Source organism: Streptomyces sp. NPDC096324 (assembly GCF_044763015.1).
In the GTDB taxonomy this organism is placed as follows: Bacteria; Actinomycetota; Actinomycetes; order Streptomycetales; family Streptomycetaceae; genus Streptomyces.
In genome coordinates this window covers 593,186-616,361 of record NZ_JBIWFK010000005.1, presented here as the reverse complement: position 1 = coordinate 616,361, position 23,176 = coordinate 593,186, and the positions used below count along the sequence as shown (strand labels likewise).

Below are 23,176 nucleotides of genomic sequence, written 5' to 3'. Positions count from 1 at the left end.
CCTCGACCGTACGGCGGTTGAGCCTAATACGCCGACGTGCCGGCACATCGACCCCGGGGTGCGCGGAGCCGGGCACGAGGGCCGGCGTCAGGGTCCGGCACAGAGGTCCGGCGTGGGGGGTGCGGGGCCCGCACGCCGTGGGGCCGTGCGGGGCCCGCCTCCGGAGCCGAGCACCGCACGGATGTCAGGTTCCGTGCGGAGCCCGGGGTTCCGGGGCCCTCGACCGGCCCGTCGGGCCGGTCAGTTGCTGCGGCGCGTGACGAACTCGGCGAGGGCGAGAAGCCCGCCCGCCGCCTCGGGATCGGGAACCGCGCGGGACAGTTCGTGCATCGCCCGCGACATCCGGTCGGCCGCCTGGACCTGTGCCCAGTCACGCCCGCCCGCCCGCTCGACGGCCAGCGCCGTGCGCTCCAGCTCTCCTTCCCGGTAGGGCGCCGCGTACAGCTCGGCGAGTTCGGCGGCCGCCGGGGTGCCCGAGGTGAGCGCGGCGACCACGGGCAGCGACTTCTTGCGGACGGCGAGGTCCGCCCCGGCCGGTTTGCCGGTACGGCCCGGGTCCCCCCAGATCCCGATCACGTCGTCGATGAGCTGGAAGGCTAGTCCCGCCTCCCGGCCGAACGCGTCGAGAGCATCGACGTCCTCGGCGCGCGCCCCCGCGTACAGCCCGCCGATGGCGCAGGCACTGCCGAGCAGGGCTCCCGTCTTCGCCTCGGCCATGGCGAGGCACTCGTCGAGGGTGACCTCGTGCGGGCCGAGCTTCTCCATGGCCGTGTCCGTGTGCTGTCCCGCGCACAGTTCGACGACACAGCCCGCGAGCCGCGCGGCGGCGGCCGAGGACGCCGGGTGCGGGTCCCCGGCGAGCATCCCCAGAGCCAGGGCCTGCAGGGCGTCACCGGCGAGGATCGCGTCGGCGTCGCCGAACACGGTCCACGCCGTGGGACGGTGTCTGCGGGTGGTGTCCCGGTCCATGACGTCGTCGTGCAGCAGGGTGAAGTTGTGGATCAGCTCCACCGCGGCGGCCGCCCGTACGGCCGCCGTGTGCTGTCCGCCGAGGGCCTGGACCGCGCTCAGCACGAGCGCGGGCCGGATGGCTTTGCCGGCGTTCCCCGCCCCGGGAGTGCCGTCCGCCTGCTCCCATCCGAAGTGGTAGAGCGCGATCCGGCGCATCGAGCCCGGCAGCGAGTCGACGGCCCGGCGCAGTTCGGGGTCGACGCACGCCCGCGCCCGCTCCAGGACGACCGCCGCCTCCGAGGCGTCGACCGGGCCCGGCGAGCCCGGTCCTTCCGCGGGCCTCGCGCCGGGAAGGCGTCGGTCCGCGGGCCCCGGCGGACGCCGTCCGCCGGGAAATCCGGCCGGTCCCTGTCGCGTCCGGGTCGTCACCGCCATCGGCCGATCTCGACGTTCTCCAGGATGCCGAGCGCGTCCGGCACGAGCACCGCTGCCGAGTAGTACGCCGTCACCAGGTAGGAGATGACCGCCTGTTCGTTGATGCCCATGAACCGCACCGACAGGCTCGGCTCGATCTCGTCCGGGATGCCCGCCTGCTGGAGTCCGACGACTCCCTGTTCGGCCTCGCCCGTACGCATGGCGATGATCGAGGTCGTCCGGGCGTCGCTGACCGGGATCTTGTTGCACGGGAAGATCGGCACCCCGCGCCAGGTCGGGATGCGGTTGCCGGCCACCTCGATGCTCTCGGGGACGAGCCCGCGCTTGTTCAGTTCGCGGCCGAACGCCGAGATCGCGCGCGGATGGGCGAGGAACAGCTTGGTGCCGCGGCGGCGGCTGAGCAGTTCGTCCATGTCGTCCGGGCTCGGCACGCCGTCGTGCGGCTGGAGCCGCTGGTCGTACTCGCAGTTGTTGAGCATGCCGAACTCGCGGTTGTTGATGAGCTCGTGCTCCTGGCGCTCCTTCAACGCCTCCACGGTGAGCCGCAACTGCTGCTCGGTCTGGTTCATCGGCTGGTTGTACAGGTCGGCCACACGGGTGTGCAGCCGCAGGACGGTCTGGGCGATGCTCAGTTCGTACTCGCGCGGGGACGCCTCGTAGTCCACGAAGGTGCCCGGGATGTCCTGCTCGCCGGTGTGGCCGGCCGCGAGGTCGATCTCCTTCTCGCCGTACTTGTTGGTGCGCTGCGAGGGAATCGCGCGCAGTTCCCGGAGGTGTTCGTTCAGGGACTCGGAGCGCTCCGCCACCTGTTCGAGGTCCTGGCGGGGCAGCACGAGCACGGTCACCGCCGTCACCGCGCGGGCCGTGTACTCCCAGATGGCCTCCGGGTCGATGAGTGCCTGTTCGCCGAAGTAGGCGCCGTCGGCGAGGACACCGAGCACCGCGTCGCCCCCGTAGGGGCCGGTGCCGATCTTCTCGACCTTGCCGTGCGCCAGGAGGAACACCTCCTCGGCCCGGTTGCCGAACGAGGCCAGCACCTCTCCCGGGGCGAACTCCCGCTGCTGGCACCGCTGGGCGAGCTCGCCCAGCACGTCGTGATCCTCGTACGACCGCAGCACGGACAGTTCTCCGAGTTCCGCGGGGATGACCTGGACGCGGTCCCCGGTCTTGACGAACGTCACGCGGCCGTCGCCCACCGAGTAGCTGAGCCGCCGGTTCACGCGGTACGTGCCACCCTGCACGTTCACCCACGGAAGCATGCGCAGCAGCCACCGCGAGCTGATCTCCTGCATCTGTGGCGCGGACTTGGTGGTGGTGGCCAGGTTCCGCGCGGCTGATGTGCCGAGACTCTGCTGCGGACGGTTCTGCTCCGCGCGGACCTCTTCGCCTACCGACATGAAAATTGCCCTCCCGGTCGTGCACTGATCTTCGCGGCCAAGCCTTTCATCACGGAGTGTGCTGATGCCATTACACGAATGAGGGGGAATGGATCACTCCGGAGCTGGGCAGGGAGGGTGATTCCGCTCCGTCCCGGGGTTGACCGGATCGGCTCGCACGCTGTGCGAACGGCTGGTTCCGGCCACCCGGCCGGATATAGAAGCTGCGATACCAGACGGCCGCGGCAGGGCGGCCGGCGTACAGCGCGAAGGAGTCGGCCATGGCATCGCCCATGTCCGCGGGCAGGTTCCTGGACCGGATCAGGGACGAAGGCGTCCACGTCGTCGAGGTCGGCGACTGGGAGCACCACAACCGCAATCACAAAGGTCCGTGGGGCCCGGTGCACGGGGTGATGATCCACCACACGGTGACCTCGGGCAGCGCGCCCACGGTCGGTCTGTGCCGCGAGGGCCGCGAGGACCTGCCCGGACCGCTGTGCCACGGGGTCATCACCAAGGACGGCGTCGTGCACCTGGTCGGCTACGGCCGCGCCAACCACGCGGGGCTCGGCGACGACGACGTGCTGCGCGCGGTGATCGCCGAGAAGGCGCTGCCGCACGACAACGAGGCGAACACCGACGGCAACCGCCACTTCTACGGCTTCGAGTGCGAGAACCTCGGCGACGGCCAGGACCCGTGGCCCGAGGCGCAGCTCGACGCCATCGCCAAGGTCTCCGCCGCGATCTGCCGGTTCCACGGCTGGACGGAACGCTCGGTCATCGGCCACCTGGAGTGGCAGCCGGGGAAGGTGGACCCGCGGGGCTTCACGATGAACTCCCTGCGGGCGCGCGTCCGCGAACTGCTGAAGTGACCTGACGCACCGGGGTCCGCCGCGTGTCCGGCCGTCCGTAGCCCCCGTCCGTCGCCCCCCGTCCGGCTGTTCCCGGACAGGTGTCCGACAATGGGCGGGTGATCAGTCCTGACGCCCCGCGCGGTTCCGGCGGCCCGGCAGCGCGGCTTCCGTCGCCCGTGGTGGAGGCCGTGGATTCCCGGTTCGGGCTGCGGGGGGTCCGGCTGGTCGTGAAGCGGGACGATCTGATCCACCCGGAGCTGATCGGCAACAAGTGGCGCAAGCTGACGCCGAACCTCGAAGCGGCGGCGGGCCGCACGCTGGTCACCTTCGGCGGCGCGTACTCGAACCATCTGCGCGCCACCGCCGCCGCGGGCCGTCTCCTCGGGCGGCCCACGGTGGGGGTGGTCCGCGGCCAGGAGCTGGCCGACCGCCCCCTCAACCCCTCGCTGGCCCGCTGTGCCGCCGACGGCATGCGCCTTCACTTCGTCGACAGATCGACGTACCGGCACAAGACGGAACCCGGGACGCTGACCGGGATCCTGCGCGCGGCGGGCGCCGAGGACGCGTACGTGGTGCCCGAGGGCGGCAGCAACGCCCTCGCCGTACGCGGCTGCCTGGCCCTCGGCGAGGAACTGCGGGACGAGGGCGGCATCGACGTGGCCGCCCTGGCCTGCGGCACCGGTGGCACCCTGGCGGGGATGGCCGCCGGTCTCGGCCCCGGCCGACGCGCGCTGGGCTTCCCGGTCCTGCGCGGCGGCTTCCTGGACGCCGACACCGAGGCGCTCCAGCGGGAGGCGTTCGGCGGCCGGCGCGGAACCTGGTCCCTGGACGACCGCTTCCACTTCGGCGGCTACGCCCGCACCACACCCGAACTCGACGCCTTCGCCGAGGACTTCGAGCAGCGGCACGGACTGCCCGTCGAACGTCTCTATGTCGCCAAGATGCTCTACGGACTTGTCGCCCTCGCCGGGGAAGGGGCGTTCGAGCGCGGTACGACGGTGGCGGCGGTGATCACCGGAGCGCCGTTCCCCGCCCCGGGGACCGGGCCTCAGGCCGCTTCCCGGTAGGCCGCCGCCTCCTCCAGGTCCAGTCGGCGCAGCAGCGTGCGCAGCATCTCGTCGTCGATGTAGCGGAGGTCGCGCAGCTTGACGAAGACGTCGCGCTCGGCGCCGATCATCTCGCGGGAGAGACGGCGGTAGGTGTCGTCCGCGGTCTCCCCGGTGACCGGGTTGACCGCGCCGAGCCGCTCCCAGACGGCGTTGCGGCGCCGCTCCATGACCGAGCGCAGGCGCTCGGCGAGCGGCGGCGGCAGGGCGTTGCGCTCGTCGGTGAGGAGGTCGTCGAGTCGCTCCTCGGCGGCGCGGGAGGCCTGCGCCTGGGCGTTGGCCTCGGCGAGCGTCTCGGCCTGTGTGTCGCGTCCCGGCAGTTTCAGCAGGCGGATGAGCGGGGGCAGGGTCAGTCCCTGCACGACCAGGGTGCCGATGACGGTGGTGAAGGTCAGGAAGAGGATCAGGTTGCGCCCGGGGAAGGGATCGCCGCCGTCGACGGTGAGCGGGACGGAGAAGGCGATGGCGAGCGAGACGACGCCGCGCATTCCGGCCCAGCCGATGATGAACGGCGCCTTCCAGGTGGGGTTGGCCTCCCGTTCGCGGATGCGCGCCGACAGCAGGCGGGGCAGGAAGGTGGCGGGGTACACCCACACGAAGCGGGTCACGACGACGACCAGGAAGAGGGCGAGGGCGTACCAGGCGGCGGTCGTCCCCTCGTAGGCGCCGAGGCCCTTGAGGACGACCGGGAGCTGGAGCCCGATCAGCGCGAACACCGCGGACTCCAGGACGAACGCGACCATCTTCCACACCGCCTCCTCCTGGAGCCGGGTCGCGAAGTCCACCTCCCAGGAGCGGTGTCCGAGGTAGAGCGCGACGACCACCACCGCGAGCACTCCGGAGGCGTGGAACTGCTCGGCGATGCCGTAGGCGACGAAGGGGATCAGCAGGGAGAGGGTGTTCTGCAGGAGCGCTTCGTTCATGTGGGTGCGCAGCCAGTGGATGGGGATCATCAGCACGAGTCCGACGGCGACCCCGCCGACCGCCGCGAGCAGGAACTCGCCGATGCCGCCCGCCCAGGTCGCGCCCTCGCCGACGGCCGCGGCGAGCGCCACCTTGTAGGCGGTGATCGCGGTCGCGTCGTTCACCAGGGACTCGCCCTGCAGGATGGTGGTGATCCGTGAGGGCAGGCCCACCCGGCGTGCCACGGCCGTGGCGGCCACCGCGTCCGGCGGCGCGACCACGGCGCCGAGGACGAGCGCGGCGGGCAGCGGCAGGCCGGGTACGAGCAGATAGGCGGCCCAGCCGACCGCGAGGGTCGCGAAGAGGACGTAGCCGACCGACAGCAGCGCGACCGGCCTCAACTGAGCCCTGAGGTCGAGATAGGAGCTGTCGGTGGCCGCCGTGTACAGCAGTGGCGGCAGCACCAGCGGGAGCACGACGTCGGGGTCGAGTTCGTAGGCGGGCACCCCGGGGACGTACGAGACCAGCAGCGCCACGGCGACGATCAGCAGGGGTGCCGGGACCGGGGTACGGCGGGCGGCCCCGGCGACCGCCGCGCTCCCCGCGACCAGCAACAGCAGTGGCAACACGTCCATCGTCTTCCGCCCGCCCTCATTTTTTCGCGCGGTCTCCCGCACGCCCGACAATTCCGCGCGGCATCCCGCACGCCCGACGTAACCTGGCAATCATGAAACAGTGCACGCACACCGACGCGCTGCCGCAGCCCGAACCCGGCCCCGGGAGCGAGACCTGCCTGGAGTGCGTGGCCGCCGGTACCCACCCGGTGCAGCTCCGGCTCTGTCTGGAGTGCGGGCATCTCGCCTGTTGTGACTCCTCACCGCTGCGGCACGCCTCGGAGCACCACAAGGACACCGGACATCCGATCATGCGCACGTTCGAGCAGGGGGAGAACTGGCGTTGGTGTTTCGTGGACCACGTCCTCGTCTGAGCCGTGGATCACGTACGCGTGAGCCGTCGATCGCGTACGCGCGTGACTCACGATCCGGACGGTTCGAGCGTCTGACGTCTGGGTACGTCAACCCGGCGCGCGCTCTTCCTATTTGGGGCCGCAGACCTCTAGCCACTGTCCGTACTCATGGGCTTACTATGAGTGACAGCAAGGGGCGGGGTCCCCAGGACAGGGAAGTCGGGAGCGCGGTAGCGTCACCGCTGAACGACGTAGCGCGTTACCCCGGGGGGCGACCCTCGGCCCCCGAAAGAGCTCGAATGAGCTTGTACCACCATGGAGGTGAGGGTGTCCCAGATCGCAGGCGAGCCCGCGACGAAGGACTTCGTGGAAGTCCGGCTGCCCGCCGCGGGTGCCTACCTGTCGGTACTGCGCACGGCCACGGCCGGGCTGGCGGCCCGTTTGGACTTCACCCTCGACGAGATCGAGGATCTGCGCATCGCGGTGGACGAGGCCTGCGCGATCCTGCTGCAGCAGGCCGTCCCCGGTTCGGTGCTCAGCTGTGTCTTCCGGCTGATCGACGACTCACTGGAGGTCACGGTCTCGGCGCCGACCACCGACGGTCACGCTCCGTCACGTGACACGTTCGCGTGGACCGTCCTGTCGGCTCTCGCGGGCAAGGTCGATTCCACCGTCGCCGAGGACAAGACCGTGTCGATCAGCCTCTACAAACAACGCGGCGCGGGACCCGGGCCGGCGTGAGGAACGGGGACGGGCCGGTGCGGGACGAAGAGCGCGGCACACGGGAGCCTCCCGCGGAGCGCGCCGACGGTCCGGGCGGGCCGCGGCACACGGCGGACGGCGTCGACGGCATCCCCGAACAGGCCCGGCCGCATCCGGAGATCGGCGTCTCCTCGGCGGCAGCGGCGCAGCCGGGAGCCTTCCCCGTCCTGGGAGGTCCCCCTGGTTCGAGCGCGGCCGAGGACACGGGGGAAGAGCCTCGAGCTCGGGAAATGGTGACGGGCGGGACTATGAGCGAGCACGAGCGAAACGCGGAGCAGAACGTGCAGGGCGCGCAGCACGAGCGAGAGCCTGAGCAGGGCGCGCAGGGTGTGCAGGAGGCCCACGCGCAAGAGGCCCACGCGCAAGAGGTCCATGCGCAGGAGGTCCATGCGCAGGAGGCCCAGCAGATCCTGCACGGGCCGAGCGTGCGGCACGTCCAGCACGACCCGCACGACCGCAGCGGGGCGCGGGCGATGTTCATCGAGCTGCGCAAGCTGCAGGACGGCAGCACCGAGTACGCGGAGCTGCGCAACCAGCTCGTCCGCATGCATCTGCCGCTCGTCGAGCACCTGGCCCGCCGCTTCCGCAACCGCGGGGAGCCGCTGGACGACCTGACCCAGGTCGCGACGATCGGGCTGATCAAGTCGGTCGACCGGTTCGACCCGGAGCGCGGTGTCGAGTTCTCGACGTACGCGACCCCGACGGTGGTCGGCGAGATCAAGCGGCACTTCCGCGACAAGGGCTGGGCGGTGCGCGTGCCGCGCCGTCTCCAGGAGCTGCGCCTGGCGCTGACCACGGCCACCGCGGAGCTCTCCCAGCTCCACGGCCGCTCCCCGACGGTCCACGAGCTGGCCGAGAAGCTGGCCATCTCGGAGGAGGAGGTCCTGGAGGGCCTGGAGTCCGCCAACGCGTACTCCACGCTGTCCCTGGACGTCCCCGACACGGACGACGAGTCCCCGGCGGTCGCGGACACCCTGGGCGCCGAGGACGAGGCGCTGGAGGGCGTCGAGTACCGCGAGTCGCTCAAGCCGCTCCTCGAGGACCTGCCCCCGCGGGAGAAGCGGATCCTGCTCCTTCGCTTCTTCGGCAACATGACGCAGTCGCAGATCGCGCAGGAGGTCGGCATCTCGCAGATGCACGTCTCGCGGCTGCTGGCCCGCACGCTGGCCCAGCTCCGGGAGAAGCTCCTCGTCGAGGAGTGAGCCGCGCCGGTTCCCGTGGTGCGCGCCGGGAGGCGCGTCCCGCTACTTCTCGTCGTGCACGTCGCCGCCGGGCCCTCGGATTCCGAGGGCCCGCGTCGTTTCCGGGTTCGCCAGCAGTACCAGGGCCGTCAGGGCGACCGCCGCGAGGGCGATGCCGGCGGGGATGGCGACGCTGTCGGCCTGGAGCAGGGTGTAGGCGACGGGCAGCGCCAGGATCTGGGTGGCGAGGGCCGGGCCCCGGCTCCAGGAGCGGCGCAGCAGCAGTCCGCGGGCGGCGAGCAGCGGCAGCAGCGCGAGCGCGATCAGCGTGACTCCGCCGGTGACGGCCTGCGTCCGGTCGTCGGGGTCGCCGGTGAGGCCCAGGACGAGAATGCAGACGCCGCCCGCCACGAGGGCGGCTCCTTCCAGCGCGGACAGCGCCGCGGCGGCGGTCAGCCGTCCGGGACGGGCGTCGGAGTGGGGGGCGTCGGGGGCGGGATTCTGCTCACGGCTCACCCCCGAAGAGTAGCCGCCGGCATCTCAGGCCCGGGTGCCCCGGGCCCGGGAACCGCACGGTCCCCAAGGTCGCGCCGGCCCGATTCCGCACCCCCGTGCCACCTGCGGACTCTTACTGGATCCCTACCTCGGTCTGGGACGAGTACCACCCAGTAGGTACGCTGCATCGCATGCGTGCACTTCTTGTGGTCAATCCGGCGGCAACCACCACCAGTGCGCGTACGCGTGACGTCTTGATCCACGCGTTGGCCAGTGAGATGAAGCTCGAAGTGGTCATGACCGAGTACCGCGGGCACGCCCGGGACCTCGGCCGGCAGGCCGCGGACAGCGACGACATAGACATGGTCGTGGCCCTAGGCGGGGACGGCACGGTCAACGAGGTCGTGAACGGCCTCCTGCACCGGGGCCCCGACCCCGAGCGTCTGCCCGGCCTCGCCGTGGTCCCCGGCGGCTCCACCAACGTCTTCGCCCGCGCCCTGGGGCTGCCGAACGATCCCGTGGAGGCGACCGGCGCCCTGCTGGACGCGCTGCGCGAGGAGCGTGAGCGCACGGTCGGCCTCGGTCTGGCCGCGGGCACGCCCGGCACCGAGGACGAGTCCGTCCCCTCCCGCTGGTTCACCTTCTGCGCCGGTCTCGGCTTCGACGCCGGGGTGGTGGGCCGGGTCGAACAGCAGCGCGAACTCGGCCGGCGCTCCACTCATGCGCTGTATCTGCGCCAAGTGCTGCGGCAGTTTCTGGACGATCCGCACCGCCGGCACGGAGTGATCACCCTGGAGCGCCCCGGCGCCGACCCGGTCACCGATCTGGTCCTGTCGATCATCTGCAACACCTCGCCGTGGACGTTTCTCGGCAATCGTCCGGTGTACGCGACACCTAAGGCCTCGTTCGATACCGGACTCGACGTACTCGGGCTCAGCCGCATGTCGACGCCCGCGGTCGCCCGGTATGCCACCCAGTTGCTCACTTCGTCCCCCGAGCGTGGACCCCACGGCAAGCACGCTGTCACTCTGCATGACCTGGCGGACTTCACCTTGCATTCGAAGGTCCCGCTCCCCCTTCAGATGGACGGTGACCATCTGGGGCTGCGTACGAGCGTGACGTTCACAGGCGTACGCCGTGCACTGCGTGTGATTGTGTGAGTGGAAGGGGCCAAACTCCTTTCACTCGAACGTTTAGACCACGGTCCACCCCATGGAAGTACGGCTGTGACTCAGCGCATACCGAGGAATCAAAAAAAACTTTCCGGAAGGGGTTGTATCCGCCGCTGAGGTTTGCGAGTCTCTACGTGGCGCTCGGGACGGCCCGCAACATCGGCCCCACAGAGCACCGGAACCCCTCCTCAAATCAAGGACCACACCAGTCCGTCTGGTTGTCGGCCCTTCACTTGTTGAGGGATTCGTGAAAGCGTTCACATTCACAAGCAACGTGCATGTAATACCAAGGAGAGGTAGCAGCCATGGACTGGCGTCACAACGCCGTTTGCCGCGAGGAAGACCCCGAGCTCTTCTTCCCCATCGGCAACACCGGTCCTGCGCTGCTGCAGATCGAGGAAGCCAAGGCCGTCTGCCGCCGCTGCCCCGTCATGGAGCAGTGCCTGCAGTGGGCGCTCGAGTCCGGCCAGGACTCCGGCGTCTGGGGTGGCCTCAGCGAGGACGAGCGCCGCGCAATGAAGCGCCGTGCCGCCCGCAACCGAGCTCGTCAGGCCACCGCCTGACGTTCCACCCCGCACGAGCCTGAGCTTGGCGGCGCGTACAGCGAGTACGCAACTCCCGCCCCCGAGCCGCAGCGCGCAGTACCCCGATGCGCTTGATGCAACGAGCTTTCAGCCCCGGACCACCTGGTGGTCCGGGGCTCATTGCTGTTCACGTCCGGAACCGGTCACGGTGAGTGACGATGCTCGGAGGGCTCCGACCGGCCCCGCGCGCGGGCCGCTGGTGCGGCTCGTCCGCGCGCCGGGCGCGGACCGGTCACTTGGGCACGACGACCGGGATGTCCAGGAGCACCTGGGTGCCGCGCCCGGGAGCGGGCACCATGTCGAAGCTGCCGCCCAACTCGCCCTCCACCAGCGTTCGTACGATCTGGAGGCCGAGGTTGCCCGAGCGGTGCGGGTCGAAGCCCTCGGGCAGCCCGACCCCGTCGTCCTGCACGGTGACCAGCAGCCGGGCGTCCTTGGAGGTGCCGCCGCGCACCGCGGAGACCTCGACGGTGCCCCGGTCGCCCTCGCGGAAGCCGTGCTCCAGCGCGTTCTGCAGGACCTCGGTGAGGACCATGGAGAGCGGGGTCGCGACCTCGGCGTCCAGGATGCCGAAACGTCCGGTGCGCCGGCCGGTCACCTTGCCGGGCGAGATCTCGGCGACCATGGCGAGCACCCGGTCGGCGATCTCGTCGAACTCCACCCGCTCGTCCAGGTTCTGGGAGAGCGTCTCGTGCACGATGGCGATCGAGCCGACCCGGCGCACGGCCTCCTCCAGGGCCTCCCGGCCCCGGTCCGACTCGATGCGCCGGGCCTGGAGCCGCAGCAGGGCGGCCACCGTCTGGAGGTTGTTCTTCACCCGGTGGTGGATCTCCCGGATGGTGGCGTCCTTGGTGATCAATTCGCGCTCGCGGCGGCGCAGTTCGGTAACGTCACGGAGCAGGACCAGGGAACCGACGCGGGTGCCCTTGGGCTTGAGCGGGATCGCCCGGAGCTGGATCACCCCGTCGGCGCTCTCGATCTCGAACTCGCGGGGCGCCCAGCCGCTGGCGACCTTCGACAGCGCCTCGTCCACCGGGCCCCGGGACGGGGCGAGTTCGGCGGTCGTGGAGCCGAGGTTGTGCCCCACCAGGTCGGAGGCGAGGCCGATGCGGTGGTACGCCGAGAGCGCGTTCGGCGAGGCGTACTGGACGATGCCGTCCGCGTCGAGGCGGATCAGTCCGTCGCCGACCCGGGGCGAGGCGTCCATGTCGACCTGCTGGTCGGGGAACGGGAAGGTGCCCGCCGCGATCATCTGCGCGAGGTCGGAGGCGCTCTGGAGATACGTCAGTTCGAGGCGGCTCGGGGTGCGCACGGTGAGCAGGTTGGTGTTGCGCGCGATGACACCGAGGACGCGGCCCTCACGTCGTACGGGAATGGACTCGACTCGGACCGGCACCTCCTCGCGCCACTCGGGATCGCCCTCGCGCACGATCCGGCCCTCGTCGAGCGCCGCATCCAGCAGGGGGCGGCGGCCGCGCGGGACCAGATGGCCGACCATGTCGTCCTGGTACGAGGTGGGCCCCGTGTTGGGGCGCATCTGGGCGACCGAGACGTAGCGGGTGCCGTCACGTGTGGGGACCCACAGGACGAGGTCGGCGAAGGAGAGGTCGGAGAGCAGCTGCCACTCCGAGACCAGCAGATGCAGCCACTCGAGATCGGAGTCGTCGAGGGCTGTGTGCTGGCGTACGAGGTCGTTCATGGAGGGCACGTGTGCGAGCGTACCCGGAGGATCCGACAGGTCCCGAAATCGGCCGCGCGTCCGGGGCTCCGGAGGGGCGCCGGACGCCCCCGGAAACACCCGCGGGCCGCGGCGCCTGAGAGGGACCCTCAGCCCTCCCGGCACCGCAGCCCGGAGCAACAACGGCCGTGGGGTGTGCGGTCCCGGTCGGCCGAAGAGAGGAGCCGGTGCAGTCAGGGCAGAGAGCGCCGGTTCCTCGGTCCGTCTTCCTGTGCGGGGAAGACGGAGGCTTGTTCACTTTCTCAGAGCATTGTGGACTAGACCATGGTTTCCCGTCCATGCGTCGGCGGTCGTGTCCGAGCCGCGTCCACTCCCCCCGGACCTACGGTTGCTGTGCACCGTCAGCTCATCCAACACCAGGAACTCCCCTCAGGCTATCCCGATTCGGTCCTTGATTCGGCCCTTGATTCGGTCCGGGCGCCGGGGCGACGCGAGGGTGACGCTCTGCTAGATTGGTCTATACCACATGTGTCCCCCTTCGGATTCGGATGCCTTCCTGAGTCCCCTCTCCAGATCGGCAGGCCCAGCGTGGAAGTTGTCATCGTCCCGGACGCCAAGGCGGGCGGCGAGCTGATCGCCGAGGCCATGGCGGAACTGCTCCGGCGCAAGCCCGACGCGCTCCTCGGCGTGGCCACCGGCTCGACGCCGCTGCCCATCTACGCGGCGCTGGCGGCCAAGGTGGGTTCCGGTGCCGTGGACGCCTCGGGCGCGCGCATCGCCCAGCTCGACGAGTACGTGGGACTGCCGGCCGAGCACCCCGAGTCCTACCGCTCCGTGCTGCGGCGCGAGGTGCTGGAGCCGCTGGGCATCGGCATGGACGCCTTCATGGGGCCCGACGGCACGGCGGCGGACGTCCAGGCCGCGTGCGAGGCGTACGACAGGGCGCTGGCGGCGGCCGGCGGGGTCGACCTCCAACTGCTGGGCATCGGCACGGACGGGCACATCGGGTTCAACGAACCGTGCTCCTCGCTCGCCTCGCGGACGCGCATCAAGACGCTGACCGAGCAGACCCGGGTGGACAACGCGCGGTTCTTCGACGGCGACATCGGGCAGGTGCCGCACCACGTCATCACCCAGGGCATCGGCACGATCCTGGAGGCGCGGCACCTGGTGCTGCTCGCGACCGGCGAGGGCAAGGCGGACGCCGTGGCCGCGACGGTCGAGGGGCCGGTCGCGGCGGTCTGCCCGGCGTCGGCGCTGCAACTGCACCCGCACGCGACGGTGGTCGTGGACGACGCCGCCGCCTCCAAGCTGAAGCTCGGGGACTACTTCCGGCAGACGTTCGCCGCCAAGCCGGAGTGGCAGGGGATCTGACGGGCGTGGCCCGGCGCTGGCGCCGGGCCACGGGCCACGGGCCACGACGTACCGGTGCCGGGCACTCCCCCCCGCGGAGTGCCCGGCACCGGTACGTGTGGCCCGTAGGCGGATCTAGGCGCCCGCGATGACCTCCGCCGCCGCCTGGCCGCACACCCGCGCCGCGCCGTGGGTGGCGATGTGCAGGGCCCCGCGGGGCGCCGACTGGGGGACGCCCATCTCGACCACGACGGTGTCGGGGCGGGAGGTGAGCAGCGTGTCGAGGGCGGCCGCCATCCAGGGGTGACGGTGCTCGTCGCGGACGACCGCGACGAGGGGCCGCCCGCCGGCGGCCGCGAGCGCCGAGGATGCCGCGTCCTCGCCGGCGAAGCTGCCGGTCTCGGTGCCGGGAAGCAGCCGGGCCAGCTCCGCAGCCACGCCCCAGGGGGTCTCGTCGCCGACGGCGATGTTCGCGACCGGGGTGAGCGCGGCGACGAAGGGTGCCTCGGTGAGCGGGGTGTACGAGGCGGAGCGGGTCAGGGTCAGCGCGCGCCGCGCGGCGACCAGACCCACGTCGGCCGCTCGCGCCGCCGTGGTGTCACCGGCACCGTCCGGACCGACCGCGCCGTCCGAGCTGCCCGTACCACCCGGACCGGCTGTACCGTTCGCACCGCCGATGACACCCGTACCGCCCGTACCGTTCACGCCACTTGTACCGCTCGCACCACCCGTACCGCCCGAGGTGTTCGAGCCGTTCGAGCCGTTCAAGCCATTCGTGGACGAGAGGACCGCCGGGCCCGGGAGGGCCGGGGAGGCCTTCCGGGCCGCTGAGGCCTCGGCCGTCCACTCGGCCAGGGCCCGCACCCGGTTCGCCGCGTCCGCGAGGCGTTCCTCGGGAAGCTCGCCGGCCCGGACGGCGGAGACCAGGGCGTCCCGCAGCCGGCGCACGGTGTCGTCGTCCGCCAGTCCGCCGCCGACGCAGATGGCGTCGGCGCCGGCCGCGATCGCCAGCACGCTGCCCCGCTCGATGCCGTACGTCGCCGCGATGGCCTGCATCTCCATGCCGTCGGTGACGATGAGGCCGTCGTAGCCGAGTTCCTCGCGCAGCAGGCCCGTGAGGATGCGGCGGGAGAGGGTGGCCGGGCGGTCCGGGTCCAGGGCCGGGACGAGGATGTGCGCGCTCATCACGGCCCGGCTCCCCGCGGCGATGGCGGCCCGGAAGGGGACGAGCTCGCGGGAGTGGAGGACCGACAGGTCCGCGTCGATGCGCGGCAGGGCGTGGTGGGAGTCCACCGCGGTGTCCCCGTGGCCCGGGAAGTGCTTGGTGCAGGCAGCGACGCCGGCGGCCTGGAGGCCGGTGACGTAGGCGGCCGTGTGCCGGGCCACCAGGCCGGTGTCGGCACCGAAGGACCGTACGCCGATGACCGGGTTGGCGGGGTTGGAGTTCACGTCGGCGGACGGCGCCCAGTTGAGGTTCACCCCGCACGCGGCCAGTCGGCGGCCGAGTTCGCGGGCGACCTCCTCGGTGAGCACCACGTCGTCGACGGCGCCCAGCGCGTGGTTGCCGGGGAAGGAGGACCCGGTGCGCACCTCCAGTCGGGTGACGTCACCGCCCTCCTCGTCGATGGCGACCAGGACGTCGTCACGTTCGGCACGCAACTGGGCGGTCAGGGCTGCCAGTTGTTCTGGCGAGGCGATGTTGCGGCCGAACAGGCCGACGGAGGCGAGGCCTTCACCGAGGCGGCGGAGCAGCCAGTCCGGAGCCGTGGTCCCGGTGAACCCGGGCTGGAGCACGGTCAGGGCGTCGCGCGTCAGGGTGTCTGTACCGCTGGCGAATGTCGTCATCGGGTGGCGTTATCCCTTCACGGCGCCCGCGGTCAGACCCGCGGCCATCTTGCGCTGGACGAGGAGGAACAGGACGACGATCGGCACGGCCATCATGGTGGCTCCGGCCATCATCGGGGCGTACTCGGTGCCGTGCTTGGTGGTGAAGTTGCCGAGCCAGACGGTGGCCGTCTGGTTCTGCTGGCTCAGCAGCATGAGGGCGTAGAGGTATTCGTTCCATGCCTGGATGAAGGCGTAGACGGACGTCGCGACCATGCCGGGGGCCAGCAGCGGGAAGACCACGCGGATGAAGGCGCTCGTGCGGCTGCATCCGTCGACCATCGCCGCCTCCTCCAGCTCCTTCGGGATGTTGACGATGAAGCCGCGCAGCGTCCACACCGTGAAGGGAAGGATGAAGGTCAGGTAGGTGATGATCAGACCGGAGAGCTTGTCGTACTGGTCCAGGTCGTTCAGCAGCAGGAAGACCGGGATGATCATGGCGACGAGCGGGATCATCTGCACCGCGAGGATGCCCACGATCACGACCTTGCGGCCGCGGAAGGCGAAGCGGGAGATGGCCAGCGCGGCCAGCATCCCGACGGCGATGCCGATCACGACCACCGCGAGGGAGACGATCAGGCTGCGGCCCACCGGGCCCCAGAAGTCGGCGATGTCGAACGCGCGGCGGAAGTTGTCGAGCGTGAACCCGGTGGGGAACAGGCTCGGATCGGGGTCGATCGCGTCCTTGGCCGGCTTGATCGCCGTGTTGAGCATCCAGTAGACGGGGAAGCCCGCGGTGAGGAAGACGAGCAGACCGAGCAGGTTCCAGCCGAGCTTGGACTTGCGGGGCCCGGAGGACTTCCGCCCCGTGGCGGACGTACGCCCGGACGTGGCGACGGCACTCATTCGACCTCTCCGATCTGGAGCATCTGACGCATGTACACGGCCACCACGCCGAGGAGCAGCAGCACGGTGAGCACGGCGATCGCCGAGCCCTGCGCGTAGTCGTTGACGACGAAGGCGCGGTCGTACGAGTACGTGGTGAGGAGCTGGAACTCCGCCTCCGGGTGGCCGCCCCGCATGACGAAGACCTGCGGGAAGACGCCCATGTCCCAGATGACGGAGAGGGTCGTCAGCATGACGATGATCGGCTTGAGGATCGGGATCGTGACATGGCGGAAGACGCCCCAGGAACCCGCGCCGTCGAGCCGTGCGGCCTCCTCCAGCTCGGCGGGGACCTGGGTGAGTCCCGCGCTGAGCGTGATGACCACGAAGGGCACCGCGCCCCAGACGACCAGGAGCATGATCACGCCCAGGCCCTGCCATCCGCTGGCGAACCAGTTGTGGCCGACCATGTCGACGCCGGGCAGCTTGCTGAGCAGCGCGTTGAAGACGCCGTAGTCGGAGTCGAAGAGCCACTTGAAGACCGTGGTGGCCACGATGATGGGCATGCCCCAGCTCGCCACCAGCGCGATGTTGACCAGTGTCTTGACCCAGCCGGAGACCCGCTGCAGCAGCAGCGCGATCAGCATGCCGATGACCATCGTGAAGACGACGGCCCCGCCGGCGAAGAGGACGGTCCGGACGACCACCTGCCAGAACTCGTCGTCCGAGAGCACCTTCGTGAAGTTGTCGAGGCCGACCGACTCGGCCGGCTGGAAGCCCCAGAGCTGGGACTGCCCGAACTTCTGGAAGGAGAGCGTGACCAGGCGCACCAGCGGATAGCCGAGGACGAGCGCGAGGATCAGCAGACACGGGGCGAGCAGGGCCCAGGGGGCCGCCGCCGCGCCCGCGGTCCGCCTGGCGCGTGGCGCCTTCGCGACGGCCGGTGGTGGTGCCTGCCGCGGTGGCGGCACCTTCTTGGCAGGGGTGGTCGTGTCTGCGGCACTCATCGCGCGCTCCTCAGCGGTCCCTCAGGTCGTACGAAAGCGAAGGCTCGAAAGCGAAGGCCCGCACGGCCGGGCGTCAGGGGGTGAGACCCCGGCCGGGCCGTACGGGAGGCAGGGCCCCGCCCCTCCGCGAAGGAGGACCGACGGGGCCCTGCTCTCAGGTCACTTGGTGTTGATGACCTTGTCGATCGCGGCGTCCGCTTCCTTCGCGGCGTCCGCGACGGACTTCTTGCCGGTGCCGATGTTCTGCAGCATGGTCTGCAGGACCTGGGCCTTCTCGACCTGGCCCCAGCCCGGCGCCATCGGGACGAACCAGCTCGACTCGGCGGCGGTCGCCGGGACGGCCGTCTTCGGGTCGCTCTGGAGGCTGACCAGGTCGGTCTTGTTGTTGGGCAGGTTGCCCTTGCCCATCAGGAGCTTCTGGCCCTTGGCGCCGGTGAACGCGTTGATCCACTCGGCGGCGACGGCCTGCGCCTTCGACTTCACCGGGACGGCGAGGTCGGAGCCGCCCAGGAAGACCGGGAGGTTCTTGCCGGACGGGCCGGGCATCACGAAGTTCTCGAGGTTGCCCTTGAGCTTGCCGGTCTTGTCGCTCTTCGGGTCCTCGGCGGTCGCGCCCTCCCAGGCGGCACCGAAGATCATGCCCGACTTGCCCTGGCCGTAGACGATGTAACGGTCGGACTCGTCCTTGGTCTTGTCGCCGTGCATGTACTTGTCGACGATGGTCTTGAACTCGTTGAGGCCCTTAACCGACTCGGCCGAGGAGAGGTTGGCCTTCCACTGGCCGCCCTCCTCCTTCGCGATGGAGCCGCCGGCGTCGTAGACGAAGGACATGGCCGCGTACCAGTCACGGGTGGGCTGGTACCAGGCGCTGAACTTGCCGCCCTGCTTCTTCTGGATCTTGTCCAGGTCGGCGGTGAGCTCCGCGTACGTCTTCGGCGTGGACTTCACGCCGGCCGAGGCGGCGATGTCCTTGCGCCAGTTGCCGACACGGCCACCGGCGTAGTACGGCACGCCGTAGGTCTTGCCGTCGTAGGTCACGGACTCCTTGAGCCCGTCGAGCCACGCGGTCGAGTTGTCGAACTTCGACGCGTCAAGGGGAGCGAAGGCGCCCTTGACCATGTAGCCGAGCATCTCGGTGTTGCCCATCTCGACCACGTCCGGCGCCTTGTCGGTGGCGAGGACCGCGTCGAGCTTGGTGTTCTTGTCCGGCCAGCCGTAGTACTCGTGCTTGATCTTGATGCCGGGGTGCTTCGCCTCGATCGCCGCGTCCGCCTGCTTGACCAGCTCGGGCCAGTTGTTCTGCGCGTCGACCGTGAGCCAGACCGTCAGCTCCTTGGCGTCCGCGCCCTTGTCCGACCCCCCGGACTTGTCGTCGTTGCCACACGCCGCGACGGAGAACATCATGCCCGCGATACCGATCGCGGCTATCAGCTTGCGCTTCACGCCACCCTCCTCAGGGATGCCACAAACCCCCCTGCTCCCCGCGGTGACAAACGCCGTGTACCGCCCGTGGGGCCGGGACTGGACCAATGGTGTAGACCAGTACCGGGAGCTTGGCCTAGACCTAGGGGGGTGTCAAGGGTGTGTAAGCCCGTCCAGTCGGCCGTTATGGGACCTACATATGCAAGGACCTTTAAGTAGCCAAGCGGCACAAATTACGGACCCGTTCGCGGCCTGCGAAGGAACCGTTTCCGGCCTGTCCGCGCCGAGTTCGACGGCACCGTCTGCCCGCGATGGACTAGACCAACAGGTACGCCGAGGGTATATAGAGGGGATCACGGAGCGTGCGGGGAACACCCGCACGACGAGCCGTGCCACGATGTGAGCCGTGGCCGACGACATGGCGGTCGCTTCGGCATCCGGAGCCGGGAAGGCAGAGCATGAGCACCGACGTCAGCAGTGCGGAGAACGAGGGTGGGGCACCCATCCGTACCGCGCGCGTGCCCAAGTACTACCGCCTGAAGAAGCACCTGCTCGACATGACGGAGACGCTGCCGCCCGGTACGCCGGTACCGCCGGAGCGCACCCTCGCCGCCGAGTTCGACACCTCGCGCACCACGGTGCGGCAGGCCCTTCAGGAGCTGGTCGTCGAAGGGCGCCTCGAACGCATCCAGGGCAAGGGCACCTTCGTCGCCAAGCCGAAGGTCTCCCAGGCGCTCCAACTGACCTCGTACACCGAGGACATGCGCGCCCAGGGTCTCGAACCGACCTCGCAGCTCCTGGACATCGGCTACATCACCGCGGACGACGCCCTCGCCGGTCTGCTCGACATCTCCGCCGGCGGCCGGGTGCTGCGCATCGAGCGGCTGCGCCTCGCGAGCGGCGAGCCCATGGCCATCGAGACGACCCACCTCTCCGCCAAGCGTTTCCCCGCCCTGCGCAGGTCGCTGGTCAAGTACACCTCTCTCTACACCGCCCTGGCCGAGGTGTACGACGTCCACCTCGCCGAGGCCGAGGAGACCATCGAGACCTCGCTGGCCACCCCGCGCGAGGCCGGACTGCTCGGCACCGACGTGGGCCTGCCCATGCTGATGCTCTCCCGCCACTCCCTCGACCGGCAGGGCGAGCCGGTGGAATGGGTGCGCTCGGTGTACCGGGGCGACCGGTACAAGTTCGTCGCCCGCCTCAAGCGCCCGCAGGACTGAGCGGCACCGGGCACTCCACGGGCACGGGGCACGTCCCCGTGCCCGACACCAACCCTCCACACCGGCCGCCGTGCTGCGGTGTTCCCTAAAGCCGGACCGTCCCCTAGATTGCCTGCGCGTTACCCAGGTGATCGACGAGGGGACGGAGTCGCACGATGTCAGACCTACCCGAAGTGAAACCACCAGTGGTGACACCGGTACGCGTGGTGATCGCCCTCTGTCTGCTCGCGCCCTTCGTGGCGATGCTGTGGGTCGGCTCCTACACGAAGACCGACCCGGCGTTCATCGGTGTCCCGTTCTTCTACTGGTACCAACTGCTGTGGGTACCCCTCTCCACCCTGCTGACGGTGATCGCCTACCAGTTGTGGCGGCGTGACCAGCGGGCCCGCACCTCCGCGAAGGGGGGTGCGGGAGCGTGAACGACGGTGTGAACGGCGTCGCTCTCGGCGTCTTCATCTTCTTCTTCCTGGCCGTCACGGTCATGGGCTTCCTGGCCGCCCGCTGGCGCAGGGCCGCCGACGAGCACACCCTCGACGAATGGGGCCTGGGCGGACGGTCCTTCGGCACCTGGGTGACCTGGTTCCTGCTCGGCGGCGACCTCTACACGGCGTACACCTTCGTCGCCGTGCCGGCGGCGATCTACGCGGCGGGCGCGGCCGGCTTCTTCGCGGTGCCGTACACGATCCTGGTCTATCCGCTGATCTTCACCTTCCTGCCCCGCCTGTGGTCGGTCTCCCACCGGCACGGCTATGTGACGACCTCGGACTTCGTGCGCGGCCGCTTCGGCTCCAAGGGCCTGTCCCTCGCCGTGGCCGTCACGGGCATCCTCGCCACCATGCCGTACATCGCGCTCCAACTCGTCGGCATCCAGGCCGTCCTGGACGTGATGGGCGTGGGCGGCGGCGACAGCACCAACTGGTTCGTCAAGGACCTGCCGCTGCTCATCGCCTTCGGCGTGCTGGCCGCGTACACCTACTCCTCGGGGCTCCGGGCCCCCGCGCTGATCGCGTTCGTGAAGGACACCCTGATCTACATCGTGATCGCGGTGGCCATCATCTACATCCCGATCAAGCTGGGCGGCTTCGACGAGATCTTCAAGGCGGCGGGCGCCAAGTACACGGCCGCGGGCGCCGGCGGGATCGTCCCCGCCGAGGCGGGCCAGTGGACGTACGCCACCCTCGCGCTCGGCTCGGCGCTGGCGCTGTTCATGTACCCGCACTCGGTCACCGCGACGCTGTCCGGCCGCAGCCGGGAGGTGATCCGCCGCAACACGACGATCCTGCCGCTGTACTCGCTGATGCTGGGCCTGCTCGCCCTGCTCGGGTTCATGGCGATCGCGGCGGGCGTGAAGGTCACCAACGGCCAGCTCGCCATCCCCCAGCTCTTCGAGAACATGTTCCCCGACTGGTTCGCGGGCGTCGCCTTCGCCGCCATCGGCATCGGCGCGCTCGTCCCGGCGGCCATCATGTCGATCGCGGCCGCGAATCTCTTCACCCGCAACATCTACAAGGACTTCATCAACCCGGCCGCGACCCCACGGCAGGAGACCCGGGTCTCGAAGCTGGTCTCGCTGCTGGTGAAGGTGGGCGCGCTGGTCTTCGTCCTGACCATGGACAAGACCGTCGCCATCAACTTCCAGTTGCTGGGCGGCATCTGGATCCTCCAGACGTTCCCCTCGCTGGTGGGCGGTCTCTTCACCCGCTGGTTCCACCGCTGGGCGCTGTTGGGCGGCTGGGCGGTCGGCATGCTGTACGGCACGATCGCCGCCTACGGGGTGGCCTCCCCGACGCAGAAGCACTTCGGCGGCAGCTCGAAGGAGATCCCCGGCATCGGGGAGATCGGCTACATCGGTCTGACGGCGTTCGTCCTGAACGTGGCCGTGACCGTCGTCCTGACCTTCGTCCTCAGGGCGCTCAAGGCCCCGGAGGGCGTGGACGAGACCTCGCCCGGTGACTACACGGCCGACGCGGGCGACACGGGCGTCGAGACGGAACTCCCGCCGGCGACGGCGGACGCGAGCCACTAGGAGACGCCGGGACCGGTCCCGGCCCACAGGCCCGGACCTGTGGGTCACGCAGGCCCGCGGGCCGGCTCTCGCGACAGCCACAGAACGACGGGCCGCCGGAGGAAAACCGGCGGCCCGTCGCCGTGCCGGTCGGGCACACTCGCCCGCATGGACATCGTCATCCGGCCGGCACGGCCCGAGGAGTACCCCGTCATCGGCGAGATCGCGGCCCGTGCCTACCTCGGGGACGGGCTGCTCGACTTCGGGGAGAGCGACGCGTACCTCGGAAGGCTGCGGGACGTCGCGGGGCGCGCGGCCGTCGCCGAGGTGCTCGTCGCCGCCGAGGGGGACCGGGTGCTCGGCACTGTGACCTTCGCGGCGGACGGCGGCCCCATGGCCGACTCGGCGCGCGACGGTGAGGCCGAGATCCGGATGCTCGCGGTCGCGCGGGAGGCGCGTGGCCGGGGCGCCGGTGAGGCCCTCGTGCGCGCCTGCGTCGCACGGGCACGGGCCCTGGAGGGCTGCGCGCGCCTCGTGCTGTCCACCCAGCGCACCATGCACAGCGCCCACCGCCTCTACGAGCGCGTCGGCTTCACCCGCACCCCGGACCGCGACTGGAACCCCCTTCCGGAGCTCGACGACATCCGGCTGCTCACTTACGAGTTGACGTTCCGGCACGCTCCGTAGCGCTCTCGGACACCGAGCGGACACAACATGTGGGGGCAGTCCCGAGGCCCGGCACAAGATGTATGCTCATGGTCGCTGTCGCCGCAGGGGAATCCGGTGCGAATCCGGAACTGTCCCGCAACGGTGTACTTGTGCGTGTTCGCGTCTGCGTGTGCCCGTACTCGCGTCAGTCCGAGGACCTGCCGACAGCGCGCCCCGGCCGTCCGGCCCGGGTGCCGACGACGTCCGGGCCTCGCGGAATGGGCCGGTGGACGCGGTGCGCTGCTGCCCGAAAGCGCTCCCGTGTGCCCCTGCCCGCCCGCAAGG

General features: G+C 70.4%; 21 protein-coding genes and 1 riboswitch. Of the genes, 12 read left to right on the top strand and 9 right to left on the bottom strand.

From position 1 onward, the window contains the following. Positions 1–240: 240 nt before the first annotated feature. Positions 241–1,386 (bottom strand): family 2 encapsulin nanocompartment cargo protein polyprenyl transferase, encoded by a 1,146-nt coding sequence (locus tag ACIQ7M_RS16830; RefSeq protein ID WP_386985776.1) that lies wholly within the window; start codon positions 1,384–1,386, stop codon positions 241–243. Next, on the bottom strand, positions 1,377–2,783 hold the full coding sequence (locus tag ACIQ7M_RS16825) for a family 2B encapsulin nanocompartment shell protein (RefSeq protein ID WP_355772413.1): 1,407 nt from the start codon (positions 2,781–2,783) through the stop codon (positions 1,377–1,379). The genes ACIQ7M_RS16830 and ACIQ7M_RS16825 overlap by 10 nt, the downstream gene beginning before the upstream one ends. 260 nt (positions 2,784–3,043) lie before the next feature. On the opposite strand from ACIQ7M_RS16825, the gene ACIQ7M_RS16820 reads away from it, so the two are divergent. Both ACIQ7M_RS16820 and ACIQ7M_RS16815 read left to right on the top strand, forming a co-directional pair. Continuing rightward, positions 3,044–3,634, top strand: a complete 591-nt coding sequence (locus tag ACIQ7M_RS16820; RefSeq protein WP_355772410.1) for an N-acetylmuramoyl-L-alanine amidase — start codon at positions 3,044–3,046, stop codon at positions 3,632–3,634. A 98-nt stretch (positions 3,635–3,732) separates the two neighbouring features. After that, positions 3,733–4,683, top strand: coding sequence for a 1-aminocyclopropane-1-carboxylate deaminase/D-cysteine desulfhydrase (locus ACIQ7M_RS16815; RefSeq protein WP_403644441.1), 951 nt, complete (start codon positions 3,733–3,735; stop codon positions 4,681–4,683). Here the strand turns inward: ACIQ7M_RS16815 and ACIQ7M_RS16810 are convergent. Continuing rightward, the gene (locus tag ACIQ7M_RS16810) at positions 4,665–6,260 is read right to left on the bottom strand and encodes a Na+/H+ antiporter (RefSeq protein WP_403644438.1); all 1,596 of its coding nucleotides are present in this window, start codon (positions 6,258–6,260) and stop codon (positions 4,665–4,667) included. The genes ACIQ7M_RS16815 and ACIQ7M_RS16810 overlap by 19 nt on opposite strands. A gap of 92 nt (positions 6,261–6,352) precedes the next feature. Here ACIQ7M_RS16810 and ACIQ7M_RS16805 point away from each other — a divergent pair, with 92 nt between their 5' ends. The 3 genes from ACIQ7M_RS16805 to ACIQ7M_RS16795 all read left to right on the top strand — a co-directional run bounded on the left by ACIQ7M_RS16805 (position 6,353) and on the right by ACIQ7M_RS16795 (position 8,556). After that, the gene (locus ACIQ7M_RS16805) at positions 6,353–6,613 is read left to right on the top strand and encodes a UBP-type zinc finger domain-containing protein (RefSeq protein ID WP_355772402.1); all 261 of its coding nucleotides are present in this window, start codon (positions 6,353–6,355) and stop codon (positions 6,611–6,613) included. 306 nt (positions 6,614–6,919) lie between these two features. Further along, the gene (locus ACIQ7M_RS16800; RefSeq protein WP_054228129.1) at positions 6,920–7,333 is read left to right on the top strand and encodes an anti-sigma regulatory factor; all 414 of its coding nucleotides are present in this window, start codon (positions 6,920–6,922) and stop codon (positions 7,331–7,333) included. Continuing rightward, on the top strand, positions 7,330–8,556 hold the full coding sequence (locus ACIQ7M_RS16795; RefSeq protein ID WP_403644435.1) for a SigB/SigF/SigG family RNA polymerase sigma factor: 1,227 nt from the start codon (positions 7,330–7,332) through the stop codon (positions 8,554–8,556). The genes ACIQ7M_RS16800 and ACIQ7M_RS16795 overlap by 4 nt, the downstream gene beginning before the upstream one ends. A gap of 42 nt (positions 8,557–8,598) precedes the next feature. Here the strand turns inward: ACIQ7M_RS16795 and ACIQ7M_RS16790 are convergent, their stop codons facing one another. After that, positions 8,599–9,051 (bottom strand): hypothetical protein, encoded by a 453-nt coding sequence (locus ACIQ7M_RS16790; protein WP_355772396.1) that lies wholly within the window; start codon positions 9,049–9,051, stop codon positions 8,599–8,601. A gap of 170 nt (positions 9,052–9,221) precedes the next feature. Here ACIQ7M_RS16790 and ACIQ7M_RS16785 point away from each other — a divergent pair, with 170 nt between their 5' ends. After that, a complete protein-coding gene (locus tag ACIQ7M_RS16785) occupies positions 9,222–10,190 on the top strand; it encodes a diacylglycerol/lipid kinase family protein (protein WP_386985766.1) in 969 nt (322 codons plus the stop codon). Positions 10,191–10,507: 317 nt separating this feature from the next. Then, positions 10,508–10,765 carry a WhiB family transcriptional regulator gene (locus ACIQ7M_RS16780; RefSeq protein ID WP_006380970.1) on the top strand — a complete coding sequence of 86 codons (258 nt, stop codon included), beginning with the start codon at positions 10,508–10,510 and terminating at the stop codon, positions 10,763–10,765. A 253-nt stretch (positions 10,766–11,018) separates the two neighbouring features. Here the strand turns inward: ACIQ7M_RS16780 and ACIQ7M_RS16775 are convergent, their stop codons facing one another. Beyond that, a complete protein-coding gene (locus tag ACIQ7M_RS16775) occupies positions 11,019–12,485 on the bottom strand; it encodes a PAS domain-containing sensor histidine kinase (RefSeq protein WP_355772416.1) in 1,467 nt (488 codons plus the stop codon). Between the two features lie 567 nt (positions 12,486–13,052). Here ACIQ7M_RS16775 and nagB point away from each other — a divergent pair. Further along, positions 13,053–13,838 (top strand): glucosamine-6-phosphate deaminase, encoded by a 786-nt coding sequence (nagB, locus tag ACIQ7M_RS16770; protein WP_355772389.1) that lies wholly within the window; start codon positions 13,053–13,055, stop codon positions 13,836–13,838. 114 nt (positions 13,839–13,952) lie between these two features. On the opposite strand, the gene ACIQ7M_RS16765 is transcribed toward nagB, so the two are convergent. From ACIQ7M_RS16765 to ACIQ7M_RS16750, 4 genes are all read right to left on the bottom strand, one after another. Then, positions 13,953–15,662 (bottom strand): glycoside hydrolase family 3 protein, encoded by a 1,710-nt coding sequence (locus ACIQ7M_RS16765; RefSeq protein WP_403644429.1) that lies wholly within the window; start codon positions 15,660–15,662, stop codon positions 13,953–13,955. 9 nt (positions 15,663–15,671) lie between these two features. After that, positions 15,672–16,547: a carbohydrate ABC transporter permease gene (locus tag ACIQ7M_RS16760; RefSeq protein ID WP_355774148.1), complete on the bottom strand. Its 876-nt coding sequence runs from the start codon at positions 16,545–16,547 to the stop codon at positions 15,672–15,674. Next, the gene (locus tag ACIQ7M_RS16755; RefSeq protein WP_384790449.1) at positions 16,544–17,533 is read right to left on the bottom strand and encodes a carbohydrate ABC transporter permease; all 990 of its coding nucleotides are present in this window, start codon (positions 17,531–17,533) and stop codon (positions 16,544–16,546) included. Before ACIQ7M_RS16755 ends, ACIQ7M_RS16760 begins: the two co-directional genes overlap by 4 nt. Before the next feature lie 159 nt (positions 17,534–17,692). Beyond that, complete coding sequence (locus ACIQ7M_RS16750; protein WP_355774143.1) at positions 17,693–18,976, bottom strand: extracellular solute-binding protein; 1,284 nt, start codon at positions 18,974–18,976, stop codon at positions 17,693–17,695. Positions 18,977–19,413: 437 nt separating this feature from the next. Between ACIQ7M_RS16750 and ACIQ7M_RS16745 the strand changes: the two genes are divergently transcribed. From ACIQ7M_RS16745 to ACIQ7M_RS16730, 4 genes are all read left to right on the top strand, one after another. Continuing rightward, positions 19,414–20,178, top strand: a complete 765-nt coding sequence (locus ACIQ7M_RS16745) for a GntR family transcriptional regulator (protein WP_103554145.1) — start codon at positions 19,414–19,416, stop codon at positions 20,176–20,178. Between the two features lie 155 nt (positions 20,179–20,333). Continuing rightward, positions 20,334–20,597 (top strand): DUF3311 domain-containing protein, encoded by a 264-nt coding sequence (locus ACIQ7M_RS16740; RefSeq protein WP_403644423.1) that lies wholly within the window; start codon positions 20,334–20,336, stop codon positions 20,595–20,597. Then, positions 20,594–22,204 carry a monocarboxylate uptake permease MctP gene (gene mctP, locus ACIQ7M_RS16735; RefSeq protein ID WP_355774136.1) on the top strand — a complete coding sequence of 537 codons (1,611 nt, stop codon included), beginning with the start codon at positions 20,594–20,596 and terminating at the stop codon, positions 22,202–22,204. The genes ACIQ7M_RS16740 and mctP overlap by 4 nt, the downstream gene beginning before the upstream one ends. 147 nt (positions 22,205–22,351) lie before the next feature. Beyond that, the gene (locus tag ACIQ7M_RS16730; RefSeq protein WP_403644418.1) at positions 22,352–22,870 is read left to right on the top strand and encodes a GNAT family N-acetyltransferase; all 519 of its coding nucleotides are present in this window, start codon (positions 22,352–22,354) and stop codon (positions 22,868–22,870) included. A 52-nt stretch (positions 22,871–22,922) separates the two neighbouring features. Next, a riboswitch (cobalamin riboswitch) is annotated at positions 22,923–23,072 on the top strand. Positions 23,073–23,176: the final 104 nt, after the last annotated feature.

Bases quoted from the DNA above. Each gene is read 5' to 3' on its own strand.
- ACIQ7M_RS16740 (WP_403644423.1), top strand. From the start codon at position 20,334: ATGTCAGACCTACCCGAAGTGAAACCACCAGTGGTGACACCGGTACGC.
- ACIQ7M_RS16745 (WP_103554145.1), top strand. From the start codon at position 19,414: ATGAGCACCGACGTCAGCAGTGCGGAGAACGAGGGTGGGGCACCCATC.
- ACIQ7M_RS16805 (WP_355772402.1), top strand. From the start codon at position 6,353: ATGAAACAGTGCACGCACACCGACGCGCTGCCGCAGCCCGAACCCGGC.
- ACIQ7M_RS16755 (WP_384790449.1), bottom strand. From the start codon at position 17,533: ATGAGTGCCGCAGACACGACCACCCCTGCCAAGAAGGTGCCGCCACCG.
- ACIQ7M_RS16730 (WP_403644418.1), top strand. From the start codon at position 22,352: ATGGACATCGTCATCCGGCCGGCACGGCCCGAGGAGTACCCCGTCATC.
- ACIQ7M_RS16785 (WP_386985766.1), top strand. From the start codon at position 9,222: ATGCGTGCACTTCTTGTGGTCAATCCGGCGGCAACCACCACCAGTGCG.
- ACIQ7M_RS16830 (WP_386985776.1), bottom strand. From the start codon at position 1,386: ATGGCGGTGACGACCCGGACGCGACAGGGACCGGCCGGATTTCCCGGC.
- ACIQ7M_RS16820 (WP_355772410.1), top strand. From the start codon at position 3,044: ATGGCATCGCCCATGTCCGCGGGCAGGTTCCTGGACCGGATCAGGGAC.
- ACIQ7M_RS16775 (WP_355772416.1), bottom strand. From the start codon at position 12,485: ATGAACGACCTCGTACGCCAGCACACAGCCCTCGACGACTCCGATCTC.
- ACIQ7M_RS16760 (WP_355774148.1), bottom strand. From the start codon at position 16,547: ATGAGTGCCGTCGCCACGTCCGGGCGTACGTCCGCCACGGGGCGGAAG.
- ACIQ7M_RS16780 (WP_006380970.1), top strand. From the start codon at position 10,508: ATGGACTGGCGTCACAACGCCGTTTGCCGCGAGGAAGACCCCGAGCTC.
- ACIQ7M_RS16765 (WP_403644429.1), bottom strand. From the start codon at position 15,662: ATGACGACATTCGCCAGCGGTACAGACACCCTGACGCGCGACGCCCTG.
- ACIQ7M_RS16825 (WP_355772413.1), bottom strand. From the start codon at position 2,783: ATGTCGGTAGGCGAAGAGGTCCGCGCGGAGCAGAACCGTCCGCAGCAG.
- ACIQ7M_RS16810 (WP_403644438.1), bottom strand. From the start codon at position 6,260: ATGGACGTGTTGCCACTGCTGTTGCTGGTCGCGGGGAGCGCGGCGGTC.